We start from the raw sequence: 25731 nt of genomic DNA on the forward strand, positions 1-25731 counted from the left end.
ATCACGATGACTTGGGCCCAAAGTATTTTTCTTGCATTCCTTCAGGGACTAACAGAACCTTTTCCAATGAGTAGCCTAGGCCATGCTGTCATTGTTCCTGCTCTGATAGGATGGGATGTAAATCTCAAAGCTCCTGAATTTCTTCCTTTTATCACTTTTCTTCACTTAGGAACATTATTTGCTTTCAGCAGTGTCTTTTGGAGAGATTGGAAAGCCATCTTTTTTGGAATTTTCAATTCTAAAAATATCGAAACCCGTGCAAAAGCTTGGCGTATTCTTTTCCTTCTTGCTCTGGCCACGCTACCTGCTGTCATCATTGGTGGCATTTTTGAGCATAAAATCCGTGCAATTTTTGCCTCTCCGCTGCCCGTTTCTATTTTTCTTCTCTTAAACGGCTTGTTACTCTTGAGCGCATATAAATTTTGTAAAAACGCCTCTGATCCTATTACGGGATTAGAGAAAAAAAATATCTTAGAAGAAGATCTCACACATCTAAATTATAAAAATGTTCTTATTATTGGTCTCTGGCAATGTCTTGCCCTTCTACCTGGATTCTCAAGATCTGGCGCTGCAATGATCGGGGGACTCACACGAAAACTTTCTTATTATACAGCAGCACGCATTTCTCTGCTTTTAGCAGAACCTATTATTTTGGCAGCTACCTGTAAAGAATTACTGGAAATGAGGCATGTTCCCCACAAAACAAATCTTCTTTTACAAGTAGGCGCAGGGGCGCTTGTTGCCGGTGTCACTGCCTATATTGCTGCAATGCTTCTTCTTAAACTTTTCAAGAAAAATAATGCTATTCTTCTAAAATTATTCGGTATTTACTGCCTTACTTTTGGTTCTGGAAGCGCTTTATGGTTTTATTTTCAATAAAATATTTTTTGTAAGAAATTTTAAAGAATTTTCTGTTGACAGCCAGAGCGAAAAACCATAAAAGTCTCTGTATTCCGTATCTTTCGGAAAGTTGGCGGCGTAGCTCAGTGGTAGAGCAGGGGAATCATAATCCCTTGGTCGGCGGTTCAAATCCGTCCGCCGCTACCAATATTTAGAAGTGAGGAATATTATTCCTCACCCTTCCCCTCTTCATTATTGCTATGATCTTCACTTGGACGCCATTGACGGTTCTCCTCTTGAGGATTCTCATCTGTATTCTCATTAGAAGAATTCACATTGCCATGATGAGGCGTGCGCTCTCCTCTTTCTCTCCGAGGACGTCTCTCGCCAGTATTTGAAGAACGTTGCTCATAGCTGCCAGTACGTTGTTGACGTTGCTCTGCACGTTCTTGTTGCACCGCTTGCATATTCTGATTGATTAAAGAGAGTGTACGTGAATAATGTTCGGCATATTGATATAAAGCCTGCGCATGAACACGATCACCATTCGCTTTTGAATCCCGTGCTAATTGCTGATATTTCTCACTTAACTGCTGCGCTGTCCCTCTCAGGCGACCATTAGGGCCATTACTATCAAAAACATAATTCCGATGTAGGGGAACTTGTCCATTGGAAGTGCGTATATTTCCGCCACGAGGACGGCGATGACGTGTTTGTGATTTCATAAAATGGTCCAAAAATCCTATGATGATTTATTAAAAACTTTAGGCTGATTTAATATCATACACCTAAATAAACGACAGTTTCGATAAGAAGAGACATCTTAAAGTCCTCTTATCGTGAAAAGGCAACTGCTCTTTCTTTTCCTGCAAGGTCACATTTGTAACCTAAGAACAAAAAACCAAGTGTCTCCGCAATCCTGCGAACGTCCTGCCCTTGCCCTTCTCCAATTTCAAAGAAAATTTTTCCACCTAAAGAAAGCTTTTCTTTTGCTTTATTCAAGATGACTTTATAACAGTCCAAACCGTCTTGGCCACCATCTAATGCTGAACGGGGTTCGAATATAGAAACTTCTGGCATTAAATCACCAATCTCATCTGATTTGATGTAAGGCGGATTAGAAATAATAAAATCAAATGTTTCTTCTATTCCCTCTCCCCAGCTTGAAACAACAAAATGACTTCTATCTAAAAGCTTTAAATCTGTTGCATTTTCTTTTGCAAGAAATACCGCTTCCGGCACGATATCCGTACCCACACCAAAAAAATTCGGATATTCTCTCAGAAGTGTTAAAAGCAAGCACCCTGTACCGGTTCCTAAATCAAGGAGGCGTGCGGACATCTTTTTTTCCGGCACAAGATCTAAAAATAATTCAATAAGCGCTTCGCTATCTGCTCTTGGAATTAATGTAGAAGCATTTACTTTAAAATCATCTAACCAAAAGCCTTTTTCTCCTAAAATATAGGCCAAAGGCTCTCTTTTTAAACGTCTGCCTAAAGCGGATTGAAGTTTTTCCTGATCCTTCAACGAAAGAATTTTATCGTTCCCTGAAATCCCATTCCAATCTGTCAAAATTTCCCTAAATAGCCACCATGCCTCTACTTTAGGGGATTCCATTCCAATTTTTGAAAATAATTTTTCAGCTTCCTTTAAAAGATCCTCTAGCTTGGTATGGCCAAAATCCAGCATCACAATTACCCTAAACTTCCAAGCGCTTCTACCTGTGCCTGTTGGGCTAAGCCATCAACGATTTCATCCAGCTCACCCGACATAATTTGAGGAAGTTTATAAAGAGTTAAATTAATTCTGTGATCTGTCACACGTCCTTGCGGAAAATTATATGTCCGAATACGCTCTGAACGGTCACCTGTTCCTAGCTGAGATTTTCTATCTGCAGCGCGAGCGTTATGAAGCTCTAAACGCTGCTGTTCATAAAGACGTGCACGTAAAATTTGCATTGCCCTTAAACGATTCCGATGCTGACTCTTTTCCTCTTGAATAGAAACAACAATATTGGTCGGTAAATGGGTAATTCGTACAGCACTTTCCGTTTTATTGACGTGCTGACCGCCGGCACCAGAAGCTCTAAAGACATCAATACGTAGATCTTCATCCTTGATATTAACATCTACTTCTTCCGCTTTTGGAAGGACAGCCACTGTAATCGTTGAAGTGTGAATACGTCCCTGACTTTCCGTAGCAGGAACACGTTGCACACGATGAACACCTGATTCATACTTTAAAAAGGAAAAGACAGATTTTCCTGTTATCTCTGCAACCCCCTCCCTAAATCCGGAAAGCTCTGTCTGACTGATGGAAACAATTTCAAATTTCCAACCTTTCTTTTCAGAAAATCTTTTATAAAGATCAAACATTTCGCCAGCAAAAAGGGCTGCTTCATCTCCACCTGCTGCGGGACGTATTTCTAAAATGGCACTTCGTTCATCCATTTCATCCTTGGGAAGCAAAGCTAATTTTGCTTCTTTCTCCAAGTTTGGAAGCTGTGCCTCAACCTCATCTAAATCGTTCTGTGCAAGCTCCTTAAAATCAGGATCAGAAAGAAGCTCCAATGCCTCTTCTTTCCGTTTTAATAGATTTTTCCAAGCCTTAATCGCAACAACAGGCTCTTCTAGAGTTGCATATTCACGTGCAAGCTCCACATATTCATCGCCTTGCACAGATAAAAGAAGATGCTGAACCTCATCAAATCTTGCTAGAATTTTCTCTAGCTTTTCATCCATTTTCATTATCGAGGCTCTCTCAATCTTTCGAGGATAACTTTTCTAAATGCTCTGGCAGCATCTCTTGTGAAAGTAAAATTTCTTCTCTTGTTTTTAGATCTCGCAATCTAATTTTTTGTTCTGAAATTTCTTCCTCACCTAAGAAAATAACAAAGCGACAATGATCACTAAGAACCCGAGAAAGCCGCTTTTTAATGCGACCTTTTGCGTCAATTTTTACAGCCCAACCAGAATCTCTTAAAAGAGAAGCAACCCTTGCACTCTCTGGCAATTCTTTTTCCGTTGTTGGTAAAACGGCAATATAAGGTTTGGGTTTGACAGCCTGACGCTCTTTTAAAATTTCAACCAAACGCTCAACACCTGCAGCCCAACCAATGGCCGGAATAGAAGGGCCGCCTAATTCTTCAATAAGCCCTTCATAGCGTCCACCGCCCAAAACAGTATTCTGTGCCCCTAATGCGTCCGTTACAAACTCAAATGCTGTATGAGAATAATAGTCTAGACCTCTTACAATTGAAGGATTTACACGATATTCAACCCCAAAATAATCTAAAGCCTCACAAAGTTCAGACCAGAACTTTTTTGAATCTTCATTTAAATATTCGTGTGCTGAAGGCGCATCTGCCAAAAGCAGTTTATCTTTCTCAGATTTACTATCTAAAATTCTTAAAGGATTAACCAAAAGTCTATTTTGACTATCCTCAGAAAGCGCATCCTTAAATTCCGTAAAATATTCTACAAGTGCCTTTCGCCAGTTTTGACGACTTTCCAGATCACCCAAAGTATTAATTTCTAAAGAAACAATATCAAGTAAACCGAGAGATTTTAAGAAATCAGAGGCCATTTTAATGATCTCAGCATCACGCCAAGGCCCTTCAACCCCAATAAACTCAGCCCCAAACTGCCGAAATTCACGAAAACGTCCTTTTTGTGGACGTTCATAGCGAAACATTGAACCATGATAGAAAACACGTTGCGGCAAAGCCTGCGTTAGCCCCTGCTCCAAAAAAGAGCGGCAAATAGGTGCCGTCCCTTCTGGCCGTAGTGTTAATGTATCACCACCCTTATCTTCGAAAAGATACATTTCCTTAGAAACAATATCAGAACTATCTCCGAGGGTTCTTAAAAAAAGAGCACTATCTTCGAAAATAGGTGTTTGCCATTCTTCAAACCCATAATTTTGAAGCGTTTTTCTCCCCTTATTTAGCACCTCTTGATGCAAGAGCTGATCCATGCCTGCAAGATCATGGGTTCCTCTAGGGGTTCTGATAAGTTTCTTACTCATAAAATATTTTAAGCCAATTATAAAAATTTAAGATTTTTTAGAAGATTTCTCTTTTTCTAAAAGGGCTGCACGCTCTTCCACCAACGAGACAATCTCATCTATCATATTCTTACCCTCAAGGGTATGATCCTGCTTACCCGCACGGTAAAGCATATGTTTTCCTGAGCCTCCCCCTGTCACGCCGAGGTCTGTCATTAGCGCTTCTCCAGGGCCATTCACGACACATCCAATAATGGATAAAGTCATTGGCGTTATGATATGTTCAAGTCTCTGCTCTAAGGTTTGAACCGTTTCAACAACATTAAATCCCTGCCTTGCGCATGAAGGGCATGAAATAATTTTTACACCTCTATGGCGCAATCCCATAGATTTCAAAATATCCCATCCGACACGTACTTCTTCTGATGGCGGTGCTGAAAGAGAAACCCTCATTGTATCACCAATACCGGCCCACAATAAATGCCCTAAACCGATAGAAGATTTTACAGTCCCTGCTCTACGTGAACCTGCCTCTGTAATCCCAATATGCAAGGGATAATCACATTTATTTGCGAGATCTTTGTAGGCTTCAACAGCCATAAAAATATCGGAAGCCTTCACGCTAATTTTAAAGTCACGAAAATCTAAATCTTCGAAAATTTTTGCATGTTCCAAAGCGCTCTCAACCAATGCCTCAGCATTTGGCTCGCCATATTTTTCCAATAAATGACGTTCCAATGAACCTGCATTAACCCCAATACGCATCGAACAGCCGTAATCTTTAGCCGCTTGAACAACTTCTTTTACACGGGAAACATTTCCGATATTCCCCGGATTAAGGCGTAAACATGCAGCACCTGCTTTTGCTGCCTCAATTGCCCGCTGATAATGGAAGTGAATATCAGCAACAAGAGGAACATTTGCTGCTTTGACAATATCTTTTAATGCTTCTGTACTTTCCTTATCTGGACAAGAAACACGAACAATATCAACGCCGGCCTTTTCGGCCTCATGAATCTGGGCAATCGTTGCTTGCCGGTCTGAAGTCAGACTATTTGTCATTGTCTGAACTGAAATTGGGGCATTTCCACCAACCTCAACGTTCCCCACACGAATCATTCTTGATTTTCGTCTTGGAAAGGTGCCACTCAAATGCATACGATTAACCCACTTATTCTCTAAAAAACCAAACAAGGAAATCAAATATCTTTTTAATTTCCATTCAATCGTGAAAGATCAAAATTCCTCAACATTTCTCCCCTTTTCCCTAAGGCATGATATTTACCACTCTTGGTTTTTATACCAATAGCAGAGGCATCATTAACAGAAATAAAGTATTTTCCATCTTTATGGGGAGAAACCCATTCCCTATTTTTTTCTAAACTATCTGAAAAAACGGACTTTCCCTGCTTATCTATAATTTCAACGGGCGTTTCTTCCTTCAAGGCAATAAGTGTTATTTGCCGTTCATTTTGTAAGGTAGCCTCTGATATGTTTTGAGACTCCGAAGTCTTTTTTTCCGATAAAATTTTCATCCCCTTATCAGGAGGAAGAACAGGAGGAGCAAGATCTGTAGATAAAGACTCTTTTTCTCTCTCATCTTTTTTTTCAACGGCAATCGGCGGAATGGTGGTCTCCAAACTTTCTTCCGTTGCCTGATCAGAAATCGGAATCTGATGCGGAGGGCGTGTCACTTGATACCAGCCAAGATAAGCCATAACAGTCAACCCAACACCGACCATAAGAAAAATGCCAAAAGGGATAGATCTTTTCGAATTTCCTGGAAGCGGGCGAAGTTCTGGCAAATGTGCCCTGCTCTCTCCAGGAGAGGCAGAGCGCAGAACAGATTCTTTTTTTTCAACAGGCTCAAGAAGAGGTAAAGTCTTAAAATCCATTCCCAAAAACTCGGCATAAGATTTTAAAAATCCTAAATAGTAAGGCCTTCCGGGAAAAAAATTACGATTATCCGTCTCCAATGCTTCAAGTTGCGATACTCTCAACTTTAACTTTGAAGCAACAAAACTAATATCATACCCAAGATCCTGACGACGTTTAGAAAGCGCATGACCAACACTTGTCATCACTTCTAAATCTATATCGTCGCTAGTCTCTGTTTTGACCATACTACTCCACACCCCACATCTATTCAGATCACCTTACCCTAAAACGCAAGGTAGAATTACTTAATATTTCTTCTTTTGGATGGCTTCCAAAGCCTGTCCCCATAATGTGTTAATAATGTCTTGAACAGGAAAAATTTCTTTAACAAGTCCAACAGATTGCCCTGCCATCAAAGAGCCATTTTCAACATCCCCATCAATAACGGCTTTTTTCAAAGCACCTGCCCAGAAATGTTCAATTTCAAGTTGAGCTTCTTTAAGAGAGACATTGCCTGCCTGATAAGATTCGATGACCTTAGCTTGATGCTTCATAAACTTCTTAGAGGCATCATTCTCAATGGCTCTCACCGGAATAACTGGGAAACGCTCATCTAACTGCGTTGTAACAGCCGCATCTCTTGCATTGGCATGTAAAAAGGACTTTTTAAAATTCTCATGGGCAATGCTTTCCTTACTTGCCGCAAAAAGTGTTCCCAGCTGCACACCGGCCGCACCCTGTTCCAAATAAGAAAGCATCGCTTCGCCCCGGCCTATGCCGCCGGCAACAAAAACAGGCACATCTTTCAAATGCGGTAAAATTTCCTGTACCAAAACATTTAAAGAAACGGGACCGACATGACCGCCGGCTTCAGAGCCTTCGATGACGACAGCCTGCGCCCCTGAACGGACAAGACGTTTTGCTAAAGCGAGCGTTGGCGCAAAAACCATCACTTTTACATTAGAATCTTTAATCCGTTTAATGACTTTTTCTCTTGGAAGTCCACCTGCAAGAACAATATGAGAGACCTTATTGTCAAGACAAATATCAATTAACTCATCCAACTTAGGGTGCATCGTAATGAGATTTACACCAAAAGGAAATTTTGTTAATTCCCGTGTTGCCTTAATTTCTTCATCTAGCCGTTCCGGTTCCATGGCGCCACATGCCAAAACACCGAACCCCCCCGCATTAGAAATGGCAGAAACCAACTGACGTTCACTCACCCACGACATAGCACCACCTAAGATGCTGTAACGGGTACCTAAAAAATTACAGCCTTTTTGGCAGAGTGCCTGTAAGCGCTCTTCTGACGTCACCTTATCTACCATTTTTTATCCTTTTTATATACTCTTTCGAGTGAATGTTACTGTTCTAACAGCCGAACTATTCCTGTTTATCCAGCCCATATGCATAATGTAAGCAACATAGTAGCTCACGCGTGATTTCTTGTGGCGTAAACGCAAAAATCTTTAAATCGTCACGCAACAACGTAAAAGAAGTAATCTGATTGTCTTTCAAAGCTTCCACAAAAGGATCTAAAAAATTTTTATCTTCCAAAATTCCATGGCCGATAACCGCTACTTTTGAAAGACCCGTCGATATTTCCATTGTTCTATAAGATAATGCTTCTGAAGCGTGGCAGATCACCTCTCCAGCCGTAAAAGCATCTTCTTTTTTTACAAAAAGATTCCACGCATTTTCGTCTTCTTTTTCAACAACTTCTACAAGAGAGGCTTCTACTTCGATCCCCTGCGCCTTCAACCCCATTAAAACAGCCTTTTCTTCCTCGCGAGAAGGCGAACAGCCACTTAAAGTAATCACAGCCTTATCTATAGCAGAAGAAACGCCCACAACTCTAGCTAAGACCTCTTTTTTCTGAATGATTTTTGTACCAGCCTCAAGAGATGGTGGAACAAAGGCAGAAAGAACACGTACTGGAACATTTTCCTGCATCGCCATACTGACACTTAAAGGCTGAAGCACTTTGGCACCATTAAGCGAAAATTCAAGCATTTCTTCAAAAGTAATTTGAGGGAGTAATTTTGCTTTTTCAATAAGTCTGGGATCTCCAGAATAAACCCCCTCAACATCCGTATAAATATCACATTGGTCTGCCCCTAAGGCTGAGGCTACTGCCACAGCCGTTGCATCAGACCCCCCTCGCCCTAATGTTGTAATTCGTCCTTTAGAATCAACCCCTTGGAAGCCAGCAATCACAGGAATATAACCTGATGCCATGATTTTTTTTAAAGGTACGGGATCAACCGTAAAAGATATCCCATGCGTATTATCTTGCGCATGCTGAACGGTAATAGGTATCTGCCAACCTTGAAACGAGCGGGCTTTAAGGCCTTGATTTTGAAGCGCCAAAGCCAATAAACCGCTTGAAATCTGCTCTCCAGCAGAAATAACCGCATCATATTCTTGCGTATCTGGTTCTTCCGAAAGCTCTAAACAATGTCGAATAAGCTCATTTGTCTTTCCTGCCATTGCAGAAACAACAACCGCAACTTTATTGCCCAAAGCAACTTCTCGCTTTATCAGTGCGGCAGAAGCACGTAATCTATCAATATTCCCAACGGATGTTCCTCCGAATTTCATAACGATTGTTTTGGAACTCTTCTCAACAGAAGAATTTTCCAAATGCGATGCCTGATAACGAGCGGACATAAAATTACCCAAAAGACCTAAGAACCAATTTCGTTCCTAATATTCCCATTTTATTTTACAACGTCTACTCTTATTTCGTATTAAATGAATTGAAATATTTTTTTAATAGCCTTTAGAAAAGCATATGACCTCTTCATCCACCCTTCCTCATGAGATTTCCCAGTTTAGCGCACTTGCCGATAAATGGTGGGATACCAAAGGCCCTATGGCGCCTTTACATGCAATGAACCCCGCAAGAGTAGAATGGGTTACACAACAGATAGATACGCGTTTCCGCATCCCTCATACAAATATTAAGCTGCTGGATCTAGGGTGTGGAGCCGGTATTGCAACAGAGGCATTCGGAAAATTAGGATTTTCAGTAATCGGCGCAGATGCCAGTGCCGAAGTCTTGAAAGTGGCGAACGCACGCTTACAAGCAAACAATACGCTAAGCAAGAATATTACTTACATAAATGCAAGCGGTGAAGAGCTCGTTAATAAACAATATTTATTTGACGTTGTTTGTGCTTTTGAAATCATTGAACATGTCAGAGATCCTCAAGATTTTTTAAAAACTTTATCGGATCTAACATCCCCAGGAGGTATTGTTGCGGTCTCTACGCTTAATAAAACCTATCGTTCTTTTCTAGAATCAAAATTATTTGCAGAATATTTCCTCCACCTCCTGCCTATTGGCACGCACGATTGGAAAAAATTTCTACGCCCTTCCGATCTTGCACGAATGGGGCGCTTGGCTGGATTAAATCCAGAAAATATCTCTGGTCTGCAGTTTAGTTACCCATACTGGACAACAAAGAAAAATCCTGGATCAAACTACATTTTACTTTTTCAAAAACCAGCTTAAAAAATAAAATTATTTATGTATGAGGAAGTCCATTAGGACTTCCCTTTCATGAAAGCGAGAACCGTTGGGCTGCCAACAGGTGTGAAATTATGCGTAAAAACAATATCACCACTTTTTTGATTGGTTCTAAAAGACGTAATCGAATCTGATCTCTGATTGGCACTAAATAGGAAAGTCGCCGTCGGATCTAACATCATTGCTCTACCGTAGTCTGCATGAGACCAAATCTCATCTTGCAATGTGAGTGTCCCATCTGCCCCAACAGAGAATACGGCAATAGAATTACCAAGACGGTTAGATACATAAATAAAACCGCCACTAGGTGCCATCACAATTTCAGCGGCTAATGTTGAACCGTGAAACTCTGATGATAAGGTACTCACTGTCTGTATTGCAACGGCTCTACCTTCTTTATCATCAAATTGGAAAACCGTTACTTTTGAATCCTGCTCACAAAGATTGTAGAGCATCGTCCCTTCGTTATTAAAAACAAAATGGCGTGGCGCAGCCCCCGGCTCTAAGTCTAAAAAAGGTACTGGTGCAGGAAGTAATTTTCCTCTTTTTTCATCAAGACGCCAAAAGTAAATTCGATCTAATCCGGCATCATCCACAACAACCCATTTTCCTGATGGCGAGGTTGAAATCATATGTGGGTGCGAACCCGAATGGTCAGAAATTGCATAATTACCTGGAGGATTATCCATCGCTCTTTCAGGACGTCTTGGGCCTGTTGGATGAACAACATGGGTTGGTTTACTTAGAAAACCATTATTAACAGGAACAACGGAGACGCATCCCCCGACATAGTTCGCAATCAAAAGATATTTACCAGAAGGATGCATACTTAAATGACATGGCACAGCACCACCAGAGGAGACTGTATTAATTTTTGTAAGCAATCCTGTTTTCTGATCAACGGAATAGCTGGTCACACATCCTGTTTTACCTACGCCATAATTGTCAATTTCGCTAATGGCAAATAAATAGTCATTTTTAGGTGAAAGGATCAAAAATGAAGGACTTGCAATCCCCATGAAGACTGTTTTTAAGCTTAAACTCCCTGTAATAGGGTTCATCTCGAAAAGATAAATACCCGCACCATTTCCCTCTACCCCCTTTGGACATTCCTTGGTGTAGCAGCCAACATAACAAAAGATTTTTTCCTCTGCTTTTGCAGGCAAAGCCGTGTTGATTTTGGAGTTGACAATGCTATCTGCATTTCCTGTGTTTTCTGCGTTAGCAAAAACAGGTGCTACGGCACTAATGGCAACACCACCACCTAGAATACGAGAAAAATTTCGTCGTGAAAGAAGAGAAGATAAATGATTTTCTTTTTGCTTAGTCATGCTTATCAAGCCACCAAAATAAAACTTTAAAACACAGATGAAAATAAACGTATTTTTTAAATACCTTTTGCCATCTGACAATGAGGACCTATAGGTGGCCCCTTATAACGAGACCACGTAACAGTTCTTCCTAAGAGTGGAATGCCTAAATATCCACGAAGCTTAAGCGTATCCAAACGATCCATCCATAAAGATGCATGGTAATAAGCACCGCTTCTCGGGTCTAAAACCATTCCCTGTAAAGGCGCATTTAAGTTCTTATCCATTATAAAATTTCGAAGAATCTCTAATCCACATTCAGAACGTCCAGAAAAATCCTTCGGAGGTCCGTCCGACGTATTATAATCAAGACCAACAAGCCACCCGCACAAAGCTTTTGCTTGAGGAGCGCCTCCTTCACATGGAGCTATCCGAAAAATAGCATCTCTATCTTTTTGAGGTCGCCAAAGCCCCTCCTCAGGAAAGGAGACGTCACAGATGGCGACCGTTGGGAAAGCCAATAAAAAAATAAAGATTATTTTCCTAAAAACTTTATTTTACCTCTAAAATGCTATCCAATTTTCCTTCTTTTTCAAGCGCAAGAAGCTCAGAACATCCGCCAATAAGCTTATCATTAATAAAAATTACAGGAACAGTTGTTTGTCCCCCTGAACGCTGAATAACTTCTTCACGTTCAGCGCTACCGCGAGGTGCATTAATATGTTCAAATGCAATATCTTTACGCTGCAACAAAATAAGTGCTTTTTGGCAATAAGGACACCCTGGTTGCGTATAAATTTCCACTTTAGACATTTTCTATCCTCTCTTATAAATTTATCTATATTTATCATTTATAAGGTTTAGAGCAAAGAATCTTTCTTAAAACGTCCCCTCAAAGCTACCACAGTCATAACAGATGAACATTCTAGTGGCGCCAAAGCTTTTACACAGGCCTCAGCAGTTGCACCGCTGGTCATCACATCATCAATGAGAATAGCACGCCTGCCGAAAAAAGATTTTTTAGAATATTTCTTCCTTAAACGAATAGCGTCTTCCAAAATATGACGCCGCTCCATAGGAGAGGATTTTCCTAAAAATTCAGTTTGAACATGCCGCTCTAAAAGATCTGGAAAAAAATCCAGACCAGCCTGCTTTGCAAATAATCTACCGAGTAATACGGCTTGGTTATATCCTCTTTTTCTCAATTTTTTAACATGCAAAGGAACGGGCACCACAAAATCGGTTTCTTTCAAATCTCCCAATGTATTTAAAAGCATAAATTTTACAAAGAGAGGCGCAATATTTTCTTTACCCGAATATTTCAGCCCTAAAACCAAATCTCTTGAAAATGGATTATAAACCAATCCTGCACGCCCCTCTTCCCAATTTGGCTGAAAAGAAATACACGAAAGACATAAAACTGAAGATTCAATTTTTGAAATAAAGGGCGCTCCGCATTGAGAACAAAACGGATGCGCTATAGGTTCTAATTTTTTAAAACATTCGACACAAAGCGTGTCTTTTTGCACGACTGGTCGACGACAAGAAACACATAAAGGGGGAAATAGGAAATCTAATCCTGCCGCCCCCCATTTTATAAGAAGATTAGACCGTTTCAAGAATCTTTAAAGATTCTTCAGGAAAATGTACTTTTTTTAATTGATTTTCCATATCTTTTTTCAATTTCTCTTTTCCCTCTAGAGAAAAGGATTCAACCCTTGCAATAATGGCAGGCTCCGTATTGGAACATCTCAGTAGCCACCATCCTTCTGGAAAAGAGGCCCTAATACCATCAATATCACAAAATTTTTGCCCCTCTTTCTCTAAAATTTGAGATAATTCTTTAATAACCGTGAATTTTCTTTCATCTGAAATATGCAGACGAATTTCAGGCGTCGAAAATGTCTCCGGCATTTCTGAGCGTAGCTCAGACAAAGGTTTTTCATGGCGGGAAAGCAGGTCAATAATGCGAACAGCACTATAAATACCGTCATCAAAACCATACCATTTATCCGCAAAGAATAAATGTCCTGACATTTCCCCTGCTAAAAGAGCATTTACTTCTGCCATTTTGGCTTTGATAAAGGAATGCCCGCATTTCCACATTAAAGGCGTACCACCAGCCGCTGCAATCGCATCATAAGTGTTTTGACTACACTTCACTTCACCAATAATTGTTGCACCTGGGGAAGTTTTAAGAATATCGGCCGCTAAAAAAGCTAAAATTTGGTCGCCCCACATGACATTACCAAGATTGTCAATAACACCGACACGATCGGCATCTCCATCAAAAGCAACCCCAATATCCGCACCGGATGAAATGACTGCCTCTTTTAAAAAAGCGAGATTTTTTTCAACTGTTGGATCAGGATGATGATTTGGAAAATGACCATCTACCTCAGGAAACAAAATTGTATGCTCTCCTGGCAAAATCTCGGTCAATGCCTGTAATACGGGGCCCGCAACAGAATTCCCGCTATCCCAAACAACTTTTAAAGGCTTCTTCCCTTGATAATCTTTTGCAATTCTTTTGACATAAAGCGCATTGAAACTTTTATTTTCAATATTACCGGACTTTTTTGCCGTTAGGTCAATGCCATCTTTTACAAGTTTTGCAAGATCCTGAATAGAATCCCCATAAAATGGCTTTCCATTCAACGTAAACTTAAAACCATTATATGTACCAGGATTATGACTGCCCGTAATCATGATAGAAGCATCAACATCACTTTCCGCAGCTGCGAAATAGACCATTGGCGTAGGTCCTAGCCCAATACGCAACACATCCAATCCGGCATCAACAATACCGGAAACAAGATTTTTTTCTAATTCTGTGCTTGAGAGGCGCCCATCATAGCCGACAACAATCTTTTTCCCACCTGAAAGATGTACTTTTTCAGCAAAGGCACAGCCAACTGCATAAGCATCAACAGGATTCAATTCCTCGCCAATAACTCCACGAATATCATAGGCGCGTAAAATATTAGGATTAAAATGATGTGAGAAAATAGTATTGCCGGACATTGCCTATCCTTTTATAAAAATCGGGAAAACAGAAGGAGCATCTTAAATATATTTTTTAAGAAACTCTCTAACACCTGACGCAAGATCTTCTCTCATTAAAGAACATGCGAGTTGCGCTTCTAAGAAACCAAGCTTATTGCCGCAGTCAAAACGCTGTCCTTCATATTTTAGGCCATAAAATGGTTGAGACTTTAAAAGCCGATCCATTGCATCTGTCAACTGTATTTCTCCCCCTTCTCCTGGGGAAGCACCCGCCAGCTCATCCATAATATTTGCTTCAAAAATATAACGGCCAATAATAGCAAGGTTTGAGGGTGCGTTTTCTGGCGCTGGTTTTTCAACAAAACCCTTTACCTTCACCAATTTTCCTTCGGTACTCTCAATATCAAGCACACCATATCTATTGGTTAATGAAGGATCTACTTCTTCAACCGCAACAATATTTCCACCTGTTTTATGATACGTATCAACCAACTGCTTCAAACAGCCCGGTTTTCCCAAAACAATATCATCTGGCAAAAGAACTGCAAAAGGATCTGATCCAACAAAACTTCTTGCACACCAAATGGCATGTCCTAATCCAAGAGGATTTTGCTGACGAACAGCGACAAGAGATCCAGCAGCTACAGAACTTTCTTCCAAGACTTTCAAAGCAACCTTTTTATGACGTTTCTTAAGCATGCTTTCCAGCTCATAAGCAACATCAAAATAATCAATAAGATTATCTTTACCACGTGCTGTTATCAGACAAAACTCTTCGATTCCGGCTTCCCGAGCTTCATCAATAGCATATTGTATTAAAGGCTTATCTACGACAGGCAACATCTCTTTCGGCGTTGCTTTTGTTGCAGGAAGAAAACGCGTCCCAAGTCCAGCCACAGGAAGAACAGCTTTGCGTAGCGGCTTTGTCATATCGTATTCCAGAGTCTTTATAGAAATATAAAAATTACTTCTCTCTATTATCAGCTAATAGGCCTTTAATCTAGGCTTAGAAGTAAAAAATAATGGTGCGGCCGAGAAGACTTGAACTTCCACGGGGTTGCCCCCACAACCACCTCAAGGTTGCGCGTCTACCATTCCGCCACGGCCGCTTAACACCATAATCTTATCATTCAAACAAGTTATTTACTTGGAACTTGTCAGAAGTCACGCTATGTAAACCTCTTCTTATGTCTATGGCAAGAGCTTTATGTCTATTTTTCAAAAAAAAATTTGGTTTGAAACAAAAAATCTCATTCCCTACCCCCTCGCAATGAATCTGATGCAGGATTATGTCCAGAAAATTTTGGAGGGAAAAACAGGATCTCTTTTCTGGTTGCTGGAGCATCCTGCCCTTCTTACAGCAGGGGTTCGTGCAAAAGAAGAAGATCTTGTTTCTCCTGATTCTCTACCAATTTTCAAAACAAACAGAGGCGGTCAGTGGACCTATCATGGGCCTGGACAGCAAATCATTTATACGATGTTAGATTTAAGAGAGAACCAGGGGTGCTTAAAACCTTATGATTTGAGGGAATTTGTTTTTTTACTTGAATCCTGGATTATTTCCACTCTCCTAGAGCTTGGCTTAGAATCCTTTCGGCGTGAAGGCCTAACAGGTGTTTGGATTCGAACACGAGAAGGAAATTTTGCAAAAATTGCAGCCATAGGACTCAGAGCAACCAAATGGATTTCTTGGCACGGCGTTAGCCTCAACCTAAATCCACTTCTCTCTCATTATGATGCAATCGTTCCTTGTGGGATCAAAGAGGATGATGTCACAAGTTTAGAGGCCCAAGGCTTTCATTTACATATGTCCGAATTGAGGCAAAGACTCTTCGAACAATGTCATAAATTTTTTGGGGAATTTACGAAGGCGGAAAACATAAGGGATTCGAACCAATTTTCTGTTTCTGAATATTTTGAAAAAGCGCTTGCAAATAATATCCTGCAATCGAAGCTTTAAGCCCTGAAAAATTAGCTTGTCCTTCGTTTCTTGAGAAGAAAAGGGTTACAACACATTTCTTCATTCGATATGTTTTTGAAAGCGTAATCTCATATCCCTGAGATGTTTCGACAACATCTTCGATACGCGTTGATTGAGAAGTAAAATGTATAGGTGGTTGTAAAAATCTCACAAAAGGCGTGTCTTCAATTTTAAAAGAAGTCCTAGCGCCGCTATTGTCATCCACCTCAATCAGATGTTTTGAATCAATAAACAGTGAACCACTTTTGGGGGAGTGATAATAAAGGCACAAATGCCCCGGCTCTAAAATAAAGTTCCCAGAACCACGACGGAAATTTCCAGTTTGGACAAAATTTCCTTTTTCTGAAGGCTTTTCATTAAAATAGGATTCTGCTTCATGCACCAAATCCCATTGATGCTCTGAAAGATTTCTTTGATGTGAAAAACATCCTGACAACAAAATAGGAAGACTGAGCGAAATAAAAAATTTTCTTATTTTGAATTTAAACAAGGATATTTTTCCACATACAGATGAAAGGAAGAATTTAAATTTCTTTTAAAGAGAGTTTTAAAGAATGAAGGCCAGTTTCAAACTCTTCTTTTAAAAGATCATGTATCATTCGCTGACGATCGATACGAGAAAGATCCTTAAATTTTTCACTCGCAATTTCAATCGCGAAATGTGTTTCCTCTGCCCCTTCCGCAGTACCTTTTTTTTCAATTCGTCCAACATGCTTTGCATGTCGGTGGCTTTCATCCACGATCTTAATAGAATCTCCAGGAAAAAATTCTGTTAAAATTCTTGAAACCCTCTTAAATCTAGGTTTAGAATCTACTAATTGTTCACTTTCCGGCATTTTTGCTCCTAAATTTACTTTTTTATCACGGAACGGTTAGACATTTCTCACTCCAAACACCACCCTAGACATTGGAAAATGTCCTCTCCAGATCCGCAGGCTCCCGATGCTTTGTGTGATGCGTCCAATTGCACGGAACCTGCTGGCTATAAAGCACCAAAAAGCCAAACTTCTCAAGAAGGCTATTATTGGTTCTGCCTAAAACACATCCGCCAATATAATTCAAAATGGAATTTCTTTAAGGGAATGGACCCCGAAGAGATCCAAAAAGAAGAGCATGCTTCTTTTTATTGGAATCGACCAACTTGGAAACCGTCTCTTAATGCCAAAGTTTTTTCTAATCCACATTTTAAAGAGGATATTTTAAACTTTAAAACAGACTTTACGGCACCAAAAGAAGCTCCACCCCAAATTATTTCCAATGACCTTAAAAAACTAAACCTCCATTGGCCACTCACCAAATCTGAATTGCAAAAACAATATCGTCTTTTGGCTAAAAAATATCATCCAGACGTTAATCCAAACGATAAGATCGCAGAAAAATATTTTAAAGAAATCAATGAAGCTTATCAGAAAATAAAAAATTTTTTAGAAAAAAATTAAAATATTTCCCTCTTATCCCTATACTAAACCCTCCTCTTCTCTTTGTATCGAAAATACTGGCTCTAAAATGAAATTTTCTTCCTACTGCCTTTTGGGTACTTCTTTTTTATTTCTTTTTACGGCTTCATTTTCGGCACATGCTGCTTCTGAAATTATTCCTTCTCTTGGCCGTAAATGTTTTATTTTTGAATCAAAATCGAAACAGATACCTGAAGACTATCATTTAGAGGAATCTCAATTTTCCGCCACTCTTGTGGGAACAGGTCTCTCTTTAACCGTTGAGAAGCTTCATCTTTCCGATTCTGAAAAAAAGATGACAACAAACGATCTTTCTCAAATAAATGCACTTTCCGCTTATTTAGCGCTGAGTGGCTATTACCACGGTATTAGTCCAAACTGCCCAGGCCTTCCCTATAAGGAGCTTATGACAATCTCAGGAACGTCTCCTGCTGCCGAATGGGAAAATATTAAAATGGATCGTCCAATAGATCTCATGACGAAAAACGGACTTCATCAAAAGATCTTCATTAAACATTTGGATATCCATGCTCTACAAGATCCTAAAGAGGGTATTCGGGGTATTTTTGAGGCAAAGGGTATCACTGGAGATAATGCCCCTCTAACCCCCAAAAAGGCGTCTGGGGACTTCACCTTTACACCGAATGTCAGTCCGCCCTACAAAATTATTGTACGTAAAATGGAAGGACTTGTTGGCGAAAGCCAAGTCTCTGGGCAAGGATATGTTTTGGCGGGAGAAGATATTGCCCACTCAAAAAGTAAAGCGCATCTTTCCATTGGGAAAATAGGAAGCCTTATCGAGCAAGCCTCTTCGAGCCTAGGCCCACGTGCGACAGCAGCCCTTTTAGTGGCTCGCCTCATGTCTCATCGAGAGAATGACGAAAAAATAAGCTGGGATATCGAACTGGATAATGGTGCTAGTAAAGTAAACGGCATTAATATTCCCTATTTTGTTCACTAAACATCAATCTTCTTTGATTTTAGCGTCAATCTCAGGAAGAATTTTTATTTGCTCAAGAAGTTTCGGTGTCGTTCGATAAAAACCCGGCAACTCTAAAATAAATTGATCGTTTTGCTTTTTAAAAAGAAGAGCGATTCGACCTGCACCACCTTGAAACATATCTAGCTTCTCTTTTAAGCCCTGAATCCCTGCCTCACCTGAAACAAAAACAAGCATTTTTGTTTTTCCCTTTTGCATCTCCATTTCCAGTGAGGTTACACGCCGTGCTGTCAGCCGTAATGCTTCCTCCTCTTTTCGAACAGAAATGCTTGCAAAAACTTCTTCGCCTTCTTTGATAAAGGGCCTCGCCTCTTCCAAAGTCTCCGAAAACATCACAAATTCGCAGATTCCTTGACTATCGCTTAAAGTTAACCAAGCCATTTTTTTGCCACTTCTTGTGGGGCGCTCTTTTTTTTGAACAACAATCCCAGCAATCGACAGAATGCGCTCTTCAGAACCTATGTCCAAATTTTCTATCTCTGAAATAGGTGTGACATGCATTTTCTTTAGAAAATTTTCATAGCTCTCCAGAGGATGTTCCGTGAGATAAAATCCAATTGCAAGAGCCTCCTCTTGTAAGCGTTGGGAGTTCTTCCACATAACAGGCGGTGTTTTTAGAGATAGTTCACTAAATTCTATCGTCTCTTCAAAACTGCCAAAAAGTCCAGTTTGACCAGAGGCCTTATCTGCAGCCTGTGCCTGTGCACGAGCAAGAACAAGATCAATATTTTCGCAAACGACTTCTCGTTCAATTGAAAAACAATCAAAGGCTCCTGCTTTAGCTAAGTTTTCCAATTGTATTTTATTGAGAAACCCTCCACTGCATCTTTGTGAAAAATCTGTGAGGGTTGAAAATTTCGTTTTTCCTCTTGCCGCGCATAAGGCTTCCATTGCGGTGAGACCAACTCTTTTAACTGCGGCAAGCGCATATCGAATGATATATTCACCCTCTTCTGTCTTTTCGACAGAAAAATCGGCTTTTGAATGATTAATATCCGGCGGCATGACCTTAATATTCATCCGCTCCGCTTCTTGGCAAAAAATTGAAAGCTTTTCTGTTTTTTCACGGGAAAGAGACATGCATGCCGCTAAAAAGGCAACTGGATGATGTGCTTTCATCCAAGCTGTTTGATAAGAAACAAGCGCATAAGCAGCAGCATGGGATTTATTAAACCCATAATCTGCAAATTTAGCCATCAAATCAAAGACAGAATTTGCATCTGATTCTGAAATTCCTTTTGCAACTGCGCCTTTAATAAAAATCTGACGCTGTTGCTCCATTTCTGCCGCAATTTTTTTCCCCATCGCACGGCGCAAAATATCAGCTTCTCCTAAGCTGTATCCTGCCATTTCCTGGGCAATCTGCATGACCTGCTCTTGGTACACCATAATCCCATATGTTTCTTCTAGGATTGGGCGAATAGATTCATGCGGTGCAATCCATTCCTCACCGTGCTTGCGACGACAATAAGAAGGGATATTTTCCATCGGGCCCGGACGATACAACGCCACCCCTGCAATCAAATCCTCAAATCTATTTGACTGCATTTGTTTTAGCATGTCACGCATGCCAGGACTTTCAAATTGAAAGATCCCAACTGTATCGCCTTTTGCCATCATCTCAAAAGTTTTAGGATCATCTAAAGGAATTTGAGACAAATCCACATCAATGCCTAATTCTTTTAAGAAATCCATTCCTCGTTTAAGGAGTGTAAGTGTGGCCAATCCCAGAAAGTCAAATTTAACAAGTCCCGCTTTTTCAACATTTTTCATTGAAAACTGCGTAACAAGCATGCCACTTTCATCCCGTGGGTCACGATAAAGTGGGACAAGTTCAACCAAATCACGGTCACCAATCACCACACCCGCCGCATGGGTGGATGCGTGACGAAATAGCCCTTCCAATTGTAAAGCCGTTTCAAGTAAAACCGCCTCGTCCTCATCTTGCTTTTCACCAATTTTTTGAAGCTCAGGCTCCTCCGCAATTGCCTGTCTTAAAGGAATAGGTTTTGCTGGATTGTTGGGAATAAGTTCCGCAATACGATTCACAGCGCCATAAGAAAGGCCCAGAACACGTCCAACATCTCGAACCGCAGCTTTCGCTTGAAGCTTTCCAAACGTAATAATCTGCGCCACACGATTTGCGCCATATTCATCACGAACATAACGAATAACTTCATCTCGACGATGTTGGCAAAAATCAATATCAAAGTCAGGCATTGAAACACGTTCAGGATTCAAAAAACGCTCAAAAAGAAGACTGAAACGAATAGGATCAATATCTGTAATGGTTAAGGCATACGCCACAAGAGAACCTGCCCCTGAACCACGCCCAGGCCCAACAGGAATATCATGCGCTTTTGCCCATTGAATAAAATCAGCAACAATTAAAAAATATCCTGGGAATCCCATCCCAATAATAATATTAATTTCATGCTCTAAACGTTCTTCGTAAACCTTACGCAGATCCTCTGCGATTTTCATAACCTCAAGACGCTTTTTTAAACCGTCCCTAGCCATTTTACTGAGAAAAGCACCAGAATCTTGATGATTACCAACTTTTTTAGAAATTGGCAGCAAAGGTTTCCGAGAAGAAACCTCCACATGACAGCGCCGTGCAATCATTAAGCTATTGTCACAGGCTTCCGGTATATCTTTAAAAAGCTCTCGCATTTCCTGAGGTGATTTAAACCAGCCACCCTCGAAAGCTTTTTTTCTATCCTCTTCTGCGGCGACTTGTCCTTCTCCAATACATAAAAGGACATCTTGTGCCATCCGCATGCGTGGACTGGAAAAGAAACAATCATTTGTTGCAACAAGAGGGAGAGAAAATTGATCTGCCAAATCAACAAGATCGCTCTCTACGATTTTCTCACCGAATACACCAACTCTTGTAAGCTCTACAGCGAGATTATCTCGAAAACTTTCTGAGAGACGTCCTAAAAGATTTTTTGCGCCGGATTCATCCTGATGGAGTAAAAAATGCCCTAAAGGCCCTTGTACACCACCGGTTAAAAGGAAAATCCCCTCTGCATGATCACATAAAAAATCAAGAGAGCTAAAAGGCCTAGAAGGGCTTCCAACCAAATATCCCTCTGTTGAGAGCTTCCTTAAATTTAAAAGCCCCTTTTCATTTCTTGCCAACGCCACAACAGGAAAAGATTCTTCTTCGCTGACAGACAATCCGAGCTGACATCCGATAATCGGCTGAATGCCTCTTTGGCGACAGGCCGAAGAAAATTCCAGCGTTCCAAACATATTCCCACTATCTGTCAAGGCAACTGCGGGTGTCCGATAACGCTGCGCCATTTCCGCCAAATCATTTACACTCATCGCCCCTTCACTAAGAGAGTAGGCAGAATGTGTCCGTAAATGAACAAAGTCGGAATAGCTCATAATGATCTTATCATCTCAAAATCGTTAGATAAAATTATCCCTGATCCTTTTTCTGGATTAAACGAGAACTAATTTTCCGTGACATAAAGAAAAATTCTTATCCATACGCTGTGCAATTTCTAAATTATGCGTCACGATTAATGCGCCTGCATTTTCTTTCCGCACAATATCAGAAATCGAATCAAGAACTTGCGTTGCGGTATGAACATCCAAATTTCCTGTTGGCTCATCTGCCAATAAGAGAGATGGCTTATTCACCAAGGCTCGTGCAATGGCCACTCGCTGACGTTCTCCACCAGACATTTTTCCAGGAAAACTTTCCATCCGGTGAGAAACATGAAGCATGTCTAATAAATAGGCGGCCCGTTCTTTTACCTCTTTATATTTCGCTCCCGCTGTTAAAGCCGGCAACATAACATTTTCAATCGCCGTAAATTCAGGTAGCAAATGATGAAACTGGAAGACGAACCCGATCGAATCTCTCCTAAGGATCGTGCGTTCATAATCAGATTTATCTGCCTTTTTCCCGGCAATGCTGATTTCACCACTATTTGGATATTCCAAAAGCCCCGCAATATGAAGCAATGTCGATTTCCCAATACCGCTAGGACCGACAAGCCCAATCAATTTTCCAGGGTGGATTTCTAAATCGGCTTCTTTCAAAACTTCCAATTTTTCATCACCAGAATAAAAAAAGCGATTTATTTTTTTTAAACTTAAAACAGGATTACCCTTCACGACGTAGCATCTCCACAGGATCAGTATGTGCAGCACGCCAAGAAGGATACAAGGTCGCTAAGAGCGCTAAGCTCAATGCCAGCAAAACCACTTCCGTCACTTGTCCCCAATCAATTTTTACGGGAAGCTGCGCAAGAAAATATACCTCAGGATTAAATAAATTTGTTCCGGTAACCATTTCTAAAACATGACGAATATGCTCAATATTTAAAGCGAAGCCAATCCCTAACAATGCGCCTGCGGCTGTTCCCATTGTCCCTATCGCGGCACCACACATAATAAAAATACGTAAAATACCCCCTTGGCTAACGCCAAAACTTCTCATAATGGCAATATCACTGCCCTTATCTTTTACCATCATGATGAGAGACGAAATAATATTGAAAGCAGCAACCAAAATGATGAGGCTTAAAATGAGAAACATGACATTTCTCTCAACTGTCACAGCATTTAAAAAGCCATTTGCACTTTGTGTCCAATCCGAAACATGCAAAGTTGGATTCTCTAAAGAGGATTTAATTTTAGCACCGACTTGTCGTGCATGCATTGGGTCATCTATCCCAACCTGAATCAAGGAAACCTCATTAGATTCCAACAAAAGGAAATTTTGCGCCTGAGAGAGAGACATCATCACGACACCGCTATTATAATCATTCCAATCCGCATCAAAAATAGCTGTGACTTGTAACTTAATAGCACGCGGCATCGTTCCAAAAGGAGTAGAACGTCCTGTTGGTGAGAGGAGGTTAATCTCAGATCCGATCCCCAAACCAGCACGCCTTGCCATGCCAATGCCAATCGCAGCACTATTCGGTTTTTCTAAATCCTGCCATGAACCTTCAACAAGACCACCACTAAGAGCTTTCCAGTTTTTAAGATCCTTTGTTGAAATACCTTCCAAAGCAGCTCCCGTTGTGTAAGAGCCACTTTGAAACAAAACAGTTCCCTCTACTAAAGGTGTCGTTCTAGCAACGCTCGGCACGATCTCTGTCTTTGAAACGACATTTTCATAATCTTTAATCGGCGCTGCTCCTGCCGCATAAATATTAAGATCGCCATGAAGACCAAGAACTCGTCCCATCAGGTCAGCTTTAAAGCCATTCATCACGCCCATCACAACAATCAAAGTTGCAACACCAAGCATGATGCCGAGAAAGGAAAAAATGGCAATTAGAGAAACAAAACGATCCCCCCGCCGTGCGCGTAAATAGCGCCATGCCACCATACGTTCGAATTTACCAAACATTATGCAAAAAGAGCCTCTAACCCACAGGATTTCATATGCTGATGATCCCTCTCTGTTGGTGTTTCAGTATTAACGGTAAATGTCTCTGTGCCTGCACGAGATGAAAGTTCAATTTCGCCTCTAGCAGCGCCTTTTGGCCCCACAACAATTTTCCAAGGTGCCCCCATCAAATCGGCATCATTAAACTTAACACCTGCACGTTCTTTACGATCATCATAGAGAATTTCGTCAGGAAGAATCTTATAAATTTCTTCACAAAGTCGATCGCAATTTTCATCACCGGGACGCAAATTAATTAAAGAAATTTGATAAGGTGCAATTGCTTTCGGCCAAATAATGCCTTTTTCATCATGTGAAGCCTCAATAATTGCGCCAACAAGACGTGAAACGCCAATACCATAAGAGCCCATATGTGGATAAATTTTATCGCCATTTGGTCCTGCGACAGAGATGCCCATTGTCTCTGTATATTTCGTACCGAAGGAGAAAATATGCCCCACTTCGATTGCACGTCCACTAACTTGAAACGCTTCAGGAATTTTATCCCATGCCTCAATATCATGCTTTTCCGAAGTCGCAGCATAGGTATCCTGCATAAGCGCTTTTAAGAAGTTTTTGGGATCTGCATTGTCAACATTTTCTGCCTGTCCGATTTCACGGCGCTTATCATAAAATACCTCACTCTCACCTGTTGGGGCAAGCACGAGAAATTCATGGCTCAATGCGCCACCAATAGGCCCTGTATCTGCTGCCATCGGAATAGCTGTCACACCTAGACGCTCAAATGTGCGCAAATAAGAATGCATAATTTGGAAATAAATTTCCTCAGCATTTTCTGCAGAAAGATCAAAGGAATAACCATCTTTCATAAGAAATTCACGGCCACGCATGACCCCAAAACGTGGTCGAATTTCATCACGAAATTTCCACTGGATTTGGTAAAGATATTTAGGAAGCGTTTTATAAGAGGTTTCTGTTGCCCCAAAAATTTCCGTAATCATCTCTTCATTTGTTGGCCCGTAGAGCAACTCACGATCGTGACGATCCTTAAAACGCAACATCTCAGGCCCATAAGAATCATGACGACCTGATTTTTTCCACAATTCTGCAGGTTGTAAGGTCGGCATCAAAAGCTCTTGCCCACCAATACGGTCTTGCTCTTCTTGTATGATCGTAGAAATTTTTCGCAAAACCCGCAATCCTGCAGGCAACCAAACATAAATTCCAGACGCAATCTGACGGATCAAGCCAGCACGCAACATTAATTGGTGAGAAACAATTTTTGCCTCTACAGGTGTCTCACGTAGAGTCGGCTGGAATGCCTGACTAAGCCGCATAT

At 40.7% G+C, this 25731-nt stretch carries 25 protein-coding genes and 2 tRNA genes; 6 read left to right on the plus strand and 21 right to left on the minus strand.

Annotated features, from left to right (window positions below; genetic code table 11):
• The first annotated feature begins 6 nt into the window (after positions 1-6).
• Together FAI41_00370 and FAI41_00375 are read left to right on the plus strand one after the other, a co-directional pair.
• Positions 7-879 (plus strand): undecaprenyl-diphosphate phosphatase, encoded by an 873-nt coding sequence (locus tag FAI41_00370; GenBank protein QCE32166.1) that lies wholly within the window; start codon positions 7-9, stop codon positions 877-879.
• Between the two features lie 93 nt (positions 880-972).
• Positions 973-1047: transfer RNA gene (locus tag FAI41_00375), tRNA-Met, on the plus strand.
• A gap of 20 nt (positions 1048-1067) precedes the next feature.
• Here FAI41_00375 and FAI41_00380 read toward each other — a convergent pair.
• The 8 genes from FAI41_00380 to FAI41_00415 form a co-directional block, all read right to left on the minus strand.
• A complete protein-coding gene (locus FAI41_00380; GenBank protein ID QCE32167.1) occupies positions 1068-1565 on the minus strand; it encodes a DUF4167 domain-containing protein in 498 nt (165 codons plus the stop codon).
• Positions 1566-1674: 109 nt separating this feature from the next.
• A complete protein-coding gene (prmC, locus tag FAI41_00385; protein ID QCE32168.1) occupies positions 1675-2529 on the minus strand; it encodes a peptide chain release factor N(5)-glutamine methyltransferase in 855 nt (284 codons plus the stop codon).
• A 5-nt stretch (positions 2530-2534) separates the two neighbouring features.
• Positions 2535-3587, minus strand: a complete 1053-nt coding sequence (locus tag FAI41_00390) for a peptide chain release factor 1 (GenBank protein ID QCE32169.1) — start codon at positions 3585-3587, stop codon at positions 2535-2537.
• Between the two features lie 13 nt (positions 3588-3600).
• Entirely contained in the window at positions 3601-4866 is a 1266-nt protein-coding gene (locus tag FAI41_00395) for a histidine--tRNA ligase (protein ID QCE32170.1), read from the minus strand.
• 27 nt (positions 4867-4893) lie between these two features.
• On the minus strand, positions 4894-6003 hold the full coding sequence (gene ispG, locus FAI41_00400; GenBank protein QCE32171.1) for a flavodoxin-dependent (E)-4-hydroxy-3-methylbut-2-enyl-diphosphate synthase: 1110 nt from the start codon (positions 6001-6003) through the stop codon (positions 4894-4896).
• A gap of 53 nt (positions 6004-6056) precedes the next feature.
• Complete coding sequence (locus FAI41_00405; GenBank protein QCE32172.1) at positions 6057-6968, minus strand: hypothetical protein; 912 nt, start codon at positions 6966-6968, stop codon at positions 6057-6059.
• A 60-nt stretch (positions 6969-7028) separates the two neighbouring features.
• Positions 7029-8054 carry a 2-nitropropane dioxygenase gene (locus FAI41_00410; protein QCE32173.1) on the minus strand — a complete coding sequence of 342 codons (1026 nt, stop codon included), beginning with the start codon at positions 8052-8054 and terminating at the stop codon, positions 7029-7031.
• Positions 8055-8109: 55 nt separating this feature from the next.
• The gene (locus FAI41_00415; GenBank protein QCE32174.1) at positions 8110-9396 is read right to left on the minus strand and encodes an aspartate kinase; all 1287 of its coding nucleotides are present in this window, start codon (positions 9394-9396) and stop codon (positions 8110-8112) included.
• Between the two features lie 124 nt (positions 9397-9520).
• Here FAI41_00415 and ubiG point away from each other — a divergent pair, with 124 nt between their 5' ends.
• Positions 9521-10243, plus strand: a complete 723-nt coding sequence (ubiG, locus tag FAI41_00420; GenBank protein ID QCE32175.1) for a bifunctional 2-polyprenyl-6-hydroxyphenol methylase/3-demethylubiquinol 3-O-methyltransferase UbiG — start codon at positions 9521-9523, stop codon at positions 10241-10243.
• A gap of 32 nt (positions 10244-10275) precedes the next feature.
• On the opposite strand, the gene FAI41_00425 is transcribed toward ubiG, so the two are convergent.
• From FAI41_00425 to FAI41_00455, 7 genes are all read right to left on the minus strand, one after another.
• Positions 10276-11589: a lactonase family protein gene (locus tag FAI41_00425; GenBank protein ID QCE32176.1), complete on the minus strand. Its 1314-nt coding sequence runs from the start codon at positions 11587-11589 to the stop codon at positions 10276-10278.
• Between the two features lie 56 nt (positions 11590-11645).
• Entirely contained in the window at positions 11646-12107 is a 462-nt protein-coding gene (locus FAI41_00430; GenBank protein QCE32177.1) for a DUF2147 domain-containing protein, read from the minus strand.
• Between the two features lie 13 nt (positions 12108-12120).
• Complete coding sequence (grxC, locus tag FAI41_00435; protein ID QCE32178.1) at positions 12121-12381, minus strand: glutaredoxin 3; 261 nt, start codon at positions 12379-12381, stop codon at positions 12121-12123.
• A gap of 47 nt (positions 12382-12428) precedes the next feature.
• On the minus strand, positions 12429-13187 hold the full coding sequence (locus FAI41_00440) for a ComF family protein (protein ID QCE32179.1): 759 nt from the start codon (positions 13185-13187) through the stop codon (positions 12429-12431).
• Positions 13174-14592, minus strand: a complete 1419-nt coding sequence (locus FAI41_00445; GenBank protein ID QCE32180.1) for a phosphomannomutase/phosphoglucomutase — start codon at positions 14590-14592, stop codon at positions 13174-13176. The genes FAI41_00440 and FAI41_00445 overlap by 14 nt, the downstream gene beginning before the upstream one ends.
• A gap of 42 nt (positions 14593-14634) precedes the next feature.
• The gene (gene galU / locus FAI41_00450) at positions 14635-15504 is read right to left on the minus strand and encodes a UTP--glucose-1-phosphate uridylyltransferase GalU (protein ID QCE32181.1); all 870 of its coding nucleotides are present in this window, start codon (positions 15502-15504) and stop codon (positions 14635-14637) included.
• 93 nt (positions 15505-15597) lie between these two features.
• A tRNA-Leu gene (locus FAI41_00455) sits at positions 15598-15683 on the minus strand.
• Positions 15684-15781: 98 nt separating this feature from the next.
• On the opposite strand from FAI41_00455, the gene lipB reads away from it, so the two are divergent.
• On the plus strand, positions 15782-16534 hold the full coding sequence (lipB, locus tag FAI41_00460; protein QCE32182.1) for a lipoyl(octanoyl) transferase LipB: 753 nt from the start codon (positions 15782-15784) through the stop codon (positions 16532-16534).
• On the opposite strand, the gene FAI41_00465 is transcribed toward lipB, so the two are convergent.
• On the minus strand, positions 16437-17045 hold the full coding sequence (locus FAI41_00465; GenBank protein ID QCE32183.1) for a hypothetical protein: 609 nt from the start codon (positions 17043-17045) through the stop codon (positions 16437-16439). The two genes, lipB and FAI41_00465, sit on opposite strands and share 98 nt — an antisense overlap.
• Before the next feature lie 34 nt (positions 17046-17079).
• Positions 17080-17391, minus strand: coding sequence for a BolA family transcriptional regulator (locus FAI41_00470; GenBank protein QCE32184.1), 312 nt, complete (start codon positions 17389-17391; stop codon positions 17080-17082).
• Positions 17392-17469: 78 nt separating this feature from the next.
• On the opposite strand from FAI41_00470, the gene FAI41_00475 reads away from it, so the two are divergent.
• Both FAI41_00475 and FAI41_00480 read left to right on the plus strand, forming a co-directional pair.
• Complete coding sequence (locus tag FAI41_00475; protein QCE32185.1) at positions 17470-17994, plus strand: J domain-containing protein; 525 nt, start codon at positions 17470-17472, stop codon at positions 17992-17994.
• A gap of 67 nt (positions 17995-18061) precedes the next feature.
• Entirely contained in the window at positions 18062-18973 is a 912-nt protein-coding gene (locus FAI41_00480; protein ID QCE32186.1) for a hypothetical protein, read from the plus strand.
• 3 nt (positions 18974-18976) lie between these two features.
• On the opposite strand, the gene dnaE is transcribed toward FAI41_00480, so the two are convergent.
• Genes dnaE through FAI41_00500 form a run of 4 tightly spaced genes read right to left on the minus strand, consistent with a single transcriptional unit; the run spans position 18977 to position 25729 of the window.
• The gene (gene dnaE / locus FAI41_00485; GenBank protein ID QCE32187.1) at positions 18977-22408 is read right to left on the minus strand and encodes a DNA polymerase III subunit alpha; all 3432 of its coding nucleotides are present in this window, start codon (positions 22406-22408) and stop codon (positions 18977-18979) included.
• Positions 22409-22465: 57 nt separating this feature from the next.
• Positions 22466-23146: an ABC transporter ATP-binding protein gene (locus FAI41_00490; GenBank protein QCE32188.1), complete on the minus strand. Its 681-nt coding sequence runs from the start codon at positions 23144-23146 to the stop codon at positions 22466-22468.
• Positions 23136-24392, minus strand: a complete 1257-nt coding sequence (locus tag FAI41_00495) for a lipoprotein-releasing ABC transporter permease subunit (protein QCE32189.1) — start codon at positions 24390-24392, stop codon at positions 23136-23138. Before FAI41_00495 ends, FAI41_00490 begins: the two co-directional genes overlap by 11 nt.
• Positions 24392-25729, minus strand: a complete 1338-nt coding sequence (locus FAI41_00500) for a proline--tRNA ligase (protein ID QCE32190.1) — start codon at positions 25727-25729, stop codon at positions 24392-24394. The genes FAI41_00495 and FAI41_00500 overlap by 1 nt, the downstream gene beginning before the upstream one ends.
• Positions 25730-25731: the final 2 nt, after the last annotated feature.

It is taken from the genome of Acetobacteraceae bacterium (assembly GCA_004843165.1).
Lineage (GTDB): Bacteria > Pseudomonadota > Alphaproteobacteria > Acetobacterales > Acetobacteraceae.

Excerpts from the sequence above, each read along its gene's own strand:
- FAI41_00470 (QCE32184.1), bottom strand. The coding sequence starts at position 17,391 with ATGCCGGAAAGTGAACAATTAGTAGATTCTAAACCTAGATTTAAGAGG.
- grxC (QCE32178.1), bottom strand. The coding sequence starts at position 12,381 with ATGTCTAAAGTGGAAATTTATACGCAACCAGGGTGTCCTTATTGCCAA.
- prmC (QCE32168.1), bottom strand. The coding sequence starts at position 2,529 with ATGCTGGATTTTGGCCATACCAAGCTAGAGGATCTTTTAAAGGAAGCT.
- FAI41_00380 (QCE32167.1), bottom strand. The coding sequence starts at position 1,565 with ATGAAATCACAAACACGTCATCGCCGTCCTCGTGGCGGAAATATACGC.
- lipB (QCE32182.1), top strand. The coding sequence starts at position 15,782 with ATGTCTATTTTTCAAAAAAAAATTTGGTTTGAAACAAAAAATCTCATT.
- FAI41_00495 (QCE32189.1), bottom strand. The coding sequence starts at position 24,392 with ATGTTTGGTAAATTCGAACGTATGGTGGCATGGCGCTATTTACGCGCA.
- ispG (QCE32171.1), bottom strand. The coding sequence starts at position 6,003 with ATGCATTTGAGTGGCACCTTTCCAAGACGAAAATCAAGAATGATTCGT.
- FAI41_00475 (QCE32185.1), top strand. The coding sequence starts at position 17,470 with ATGTCCTCTCCAGATCCGCAGGCTCCCGATGCTTTGTGTGATGCGTCC.
- FAI41_00395 (QCE32170.1), bottom strand. The coding sequence starts at position 4,866 with ATGAGTAAGAAACTTATCAGAACCCCTAGAGGAACCCATGATCTTGCA.
- FAI41_00500 (QCE32190.1), bottom strand. The coding sequence starts at position 25,729 with ATGCGGCTTAGTCAGGCATTCCAGCCGACTCTACGTGAGACACCTGTA.
- FAI41_00415 (QCE32174.1), bottom strand. The coding sequence starts at position 9,396 with ATGTCCGCTCGTTATCAGGCATCGCATTTGGAAAATTCTTCTGTTGAG.
- FAI41_00390 (QCE32169.1), bottom strand. The coding sequence starts at position 3,587 with ATGAAAATGGATGAAAAGCTAGAGAAAATTCTAGCAAGATTTGATGAG.
- FAI41_00410 (QCE32173.1), bottom strand. The coding sequence starts at position 8,054 with ATGGTAGATAAGGTGACGTCAGAAGAGCGCTTACAGGCACTCTGCCAA.
- FAI41_00445 (QCE32180.1), bottom strand. The coding sequence starts at position 14,592 with ATGTCCGGCAATACTATTTTCTCACATCATTTTAATCCTAATATTTTA.
- ubiG (QCE32175.1), top strand. The coding sequence starts at position 9,521 with ATGACCTCTTCATCCACCCTTCCTCATGAGATTTCCCAGTTTAGCGCA.
- FAI41_00405 (QCE32172.1), bottom strand. The coding sequence starts at position 6,968 with ATGGTCAAAACAGAGACTAGCGACGATATAGATTTAGAAGTGATGACA.
- galU (QCE32181.1), bottom strand. The coding sequence starts at position 15,504 with ATGACAAAGCCGCTACGCAAAGCTGTTCTTCCTGTGGCTGGACTTGGG.
- FAI41_00425 (QCE32176.1), bottom strand. The coding sequence starts at position 11,589 with ATGACTAAGCAAAAAGAAAATCATTTATCTTCTCTTCTTTCACGACGA.
- FAI41_00370 (QCE32166.1), top strand. The coding sequence starts at position 7 with ATGACTTGGGCCCAAAGTATTTTTCTTGCATTCCTTCAGGGACTAACA.
- dnaE (QCE32187.1), bottom strand. The coding sequence starts at position 22,408 with ATGAGCTATTCCGACTTTGTTCATTTACGGACACATTCTGCCTACTCT.
- FAI41_00480 (QCE32186.1), top strand. The coding sequence starts at position 18,062 with ATGAAATTTTCTTCCTACTGCCTTTTGGGTACTTCTTTTTTATTTCTT.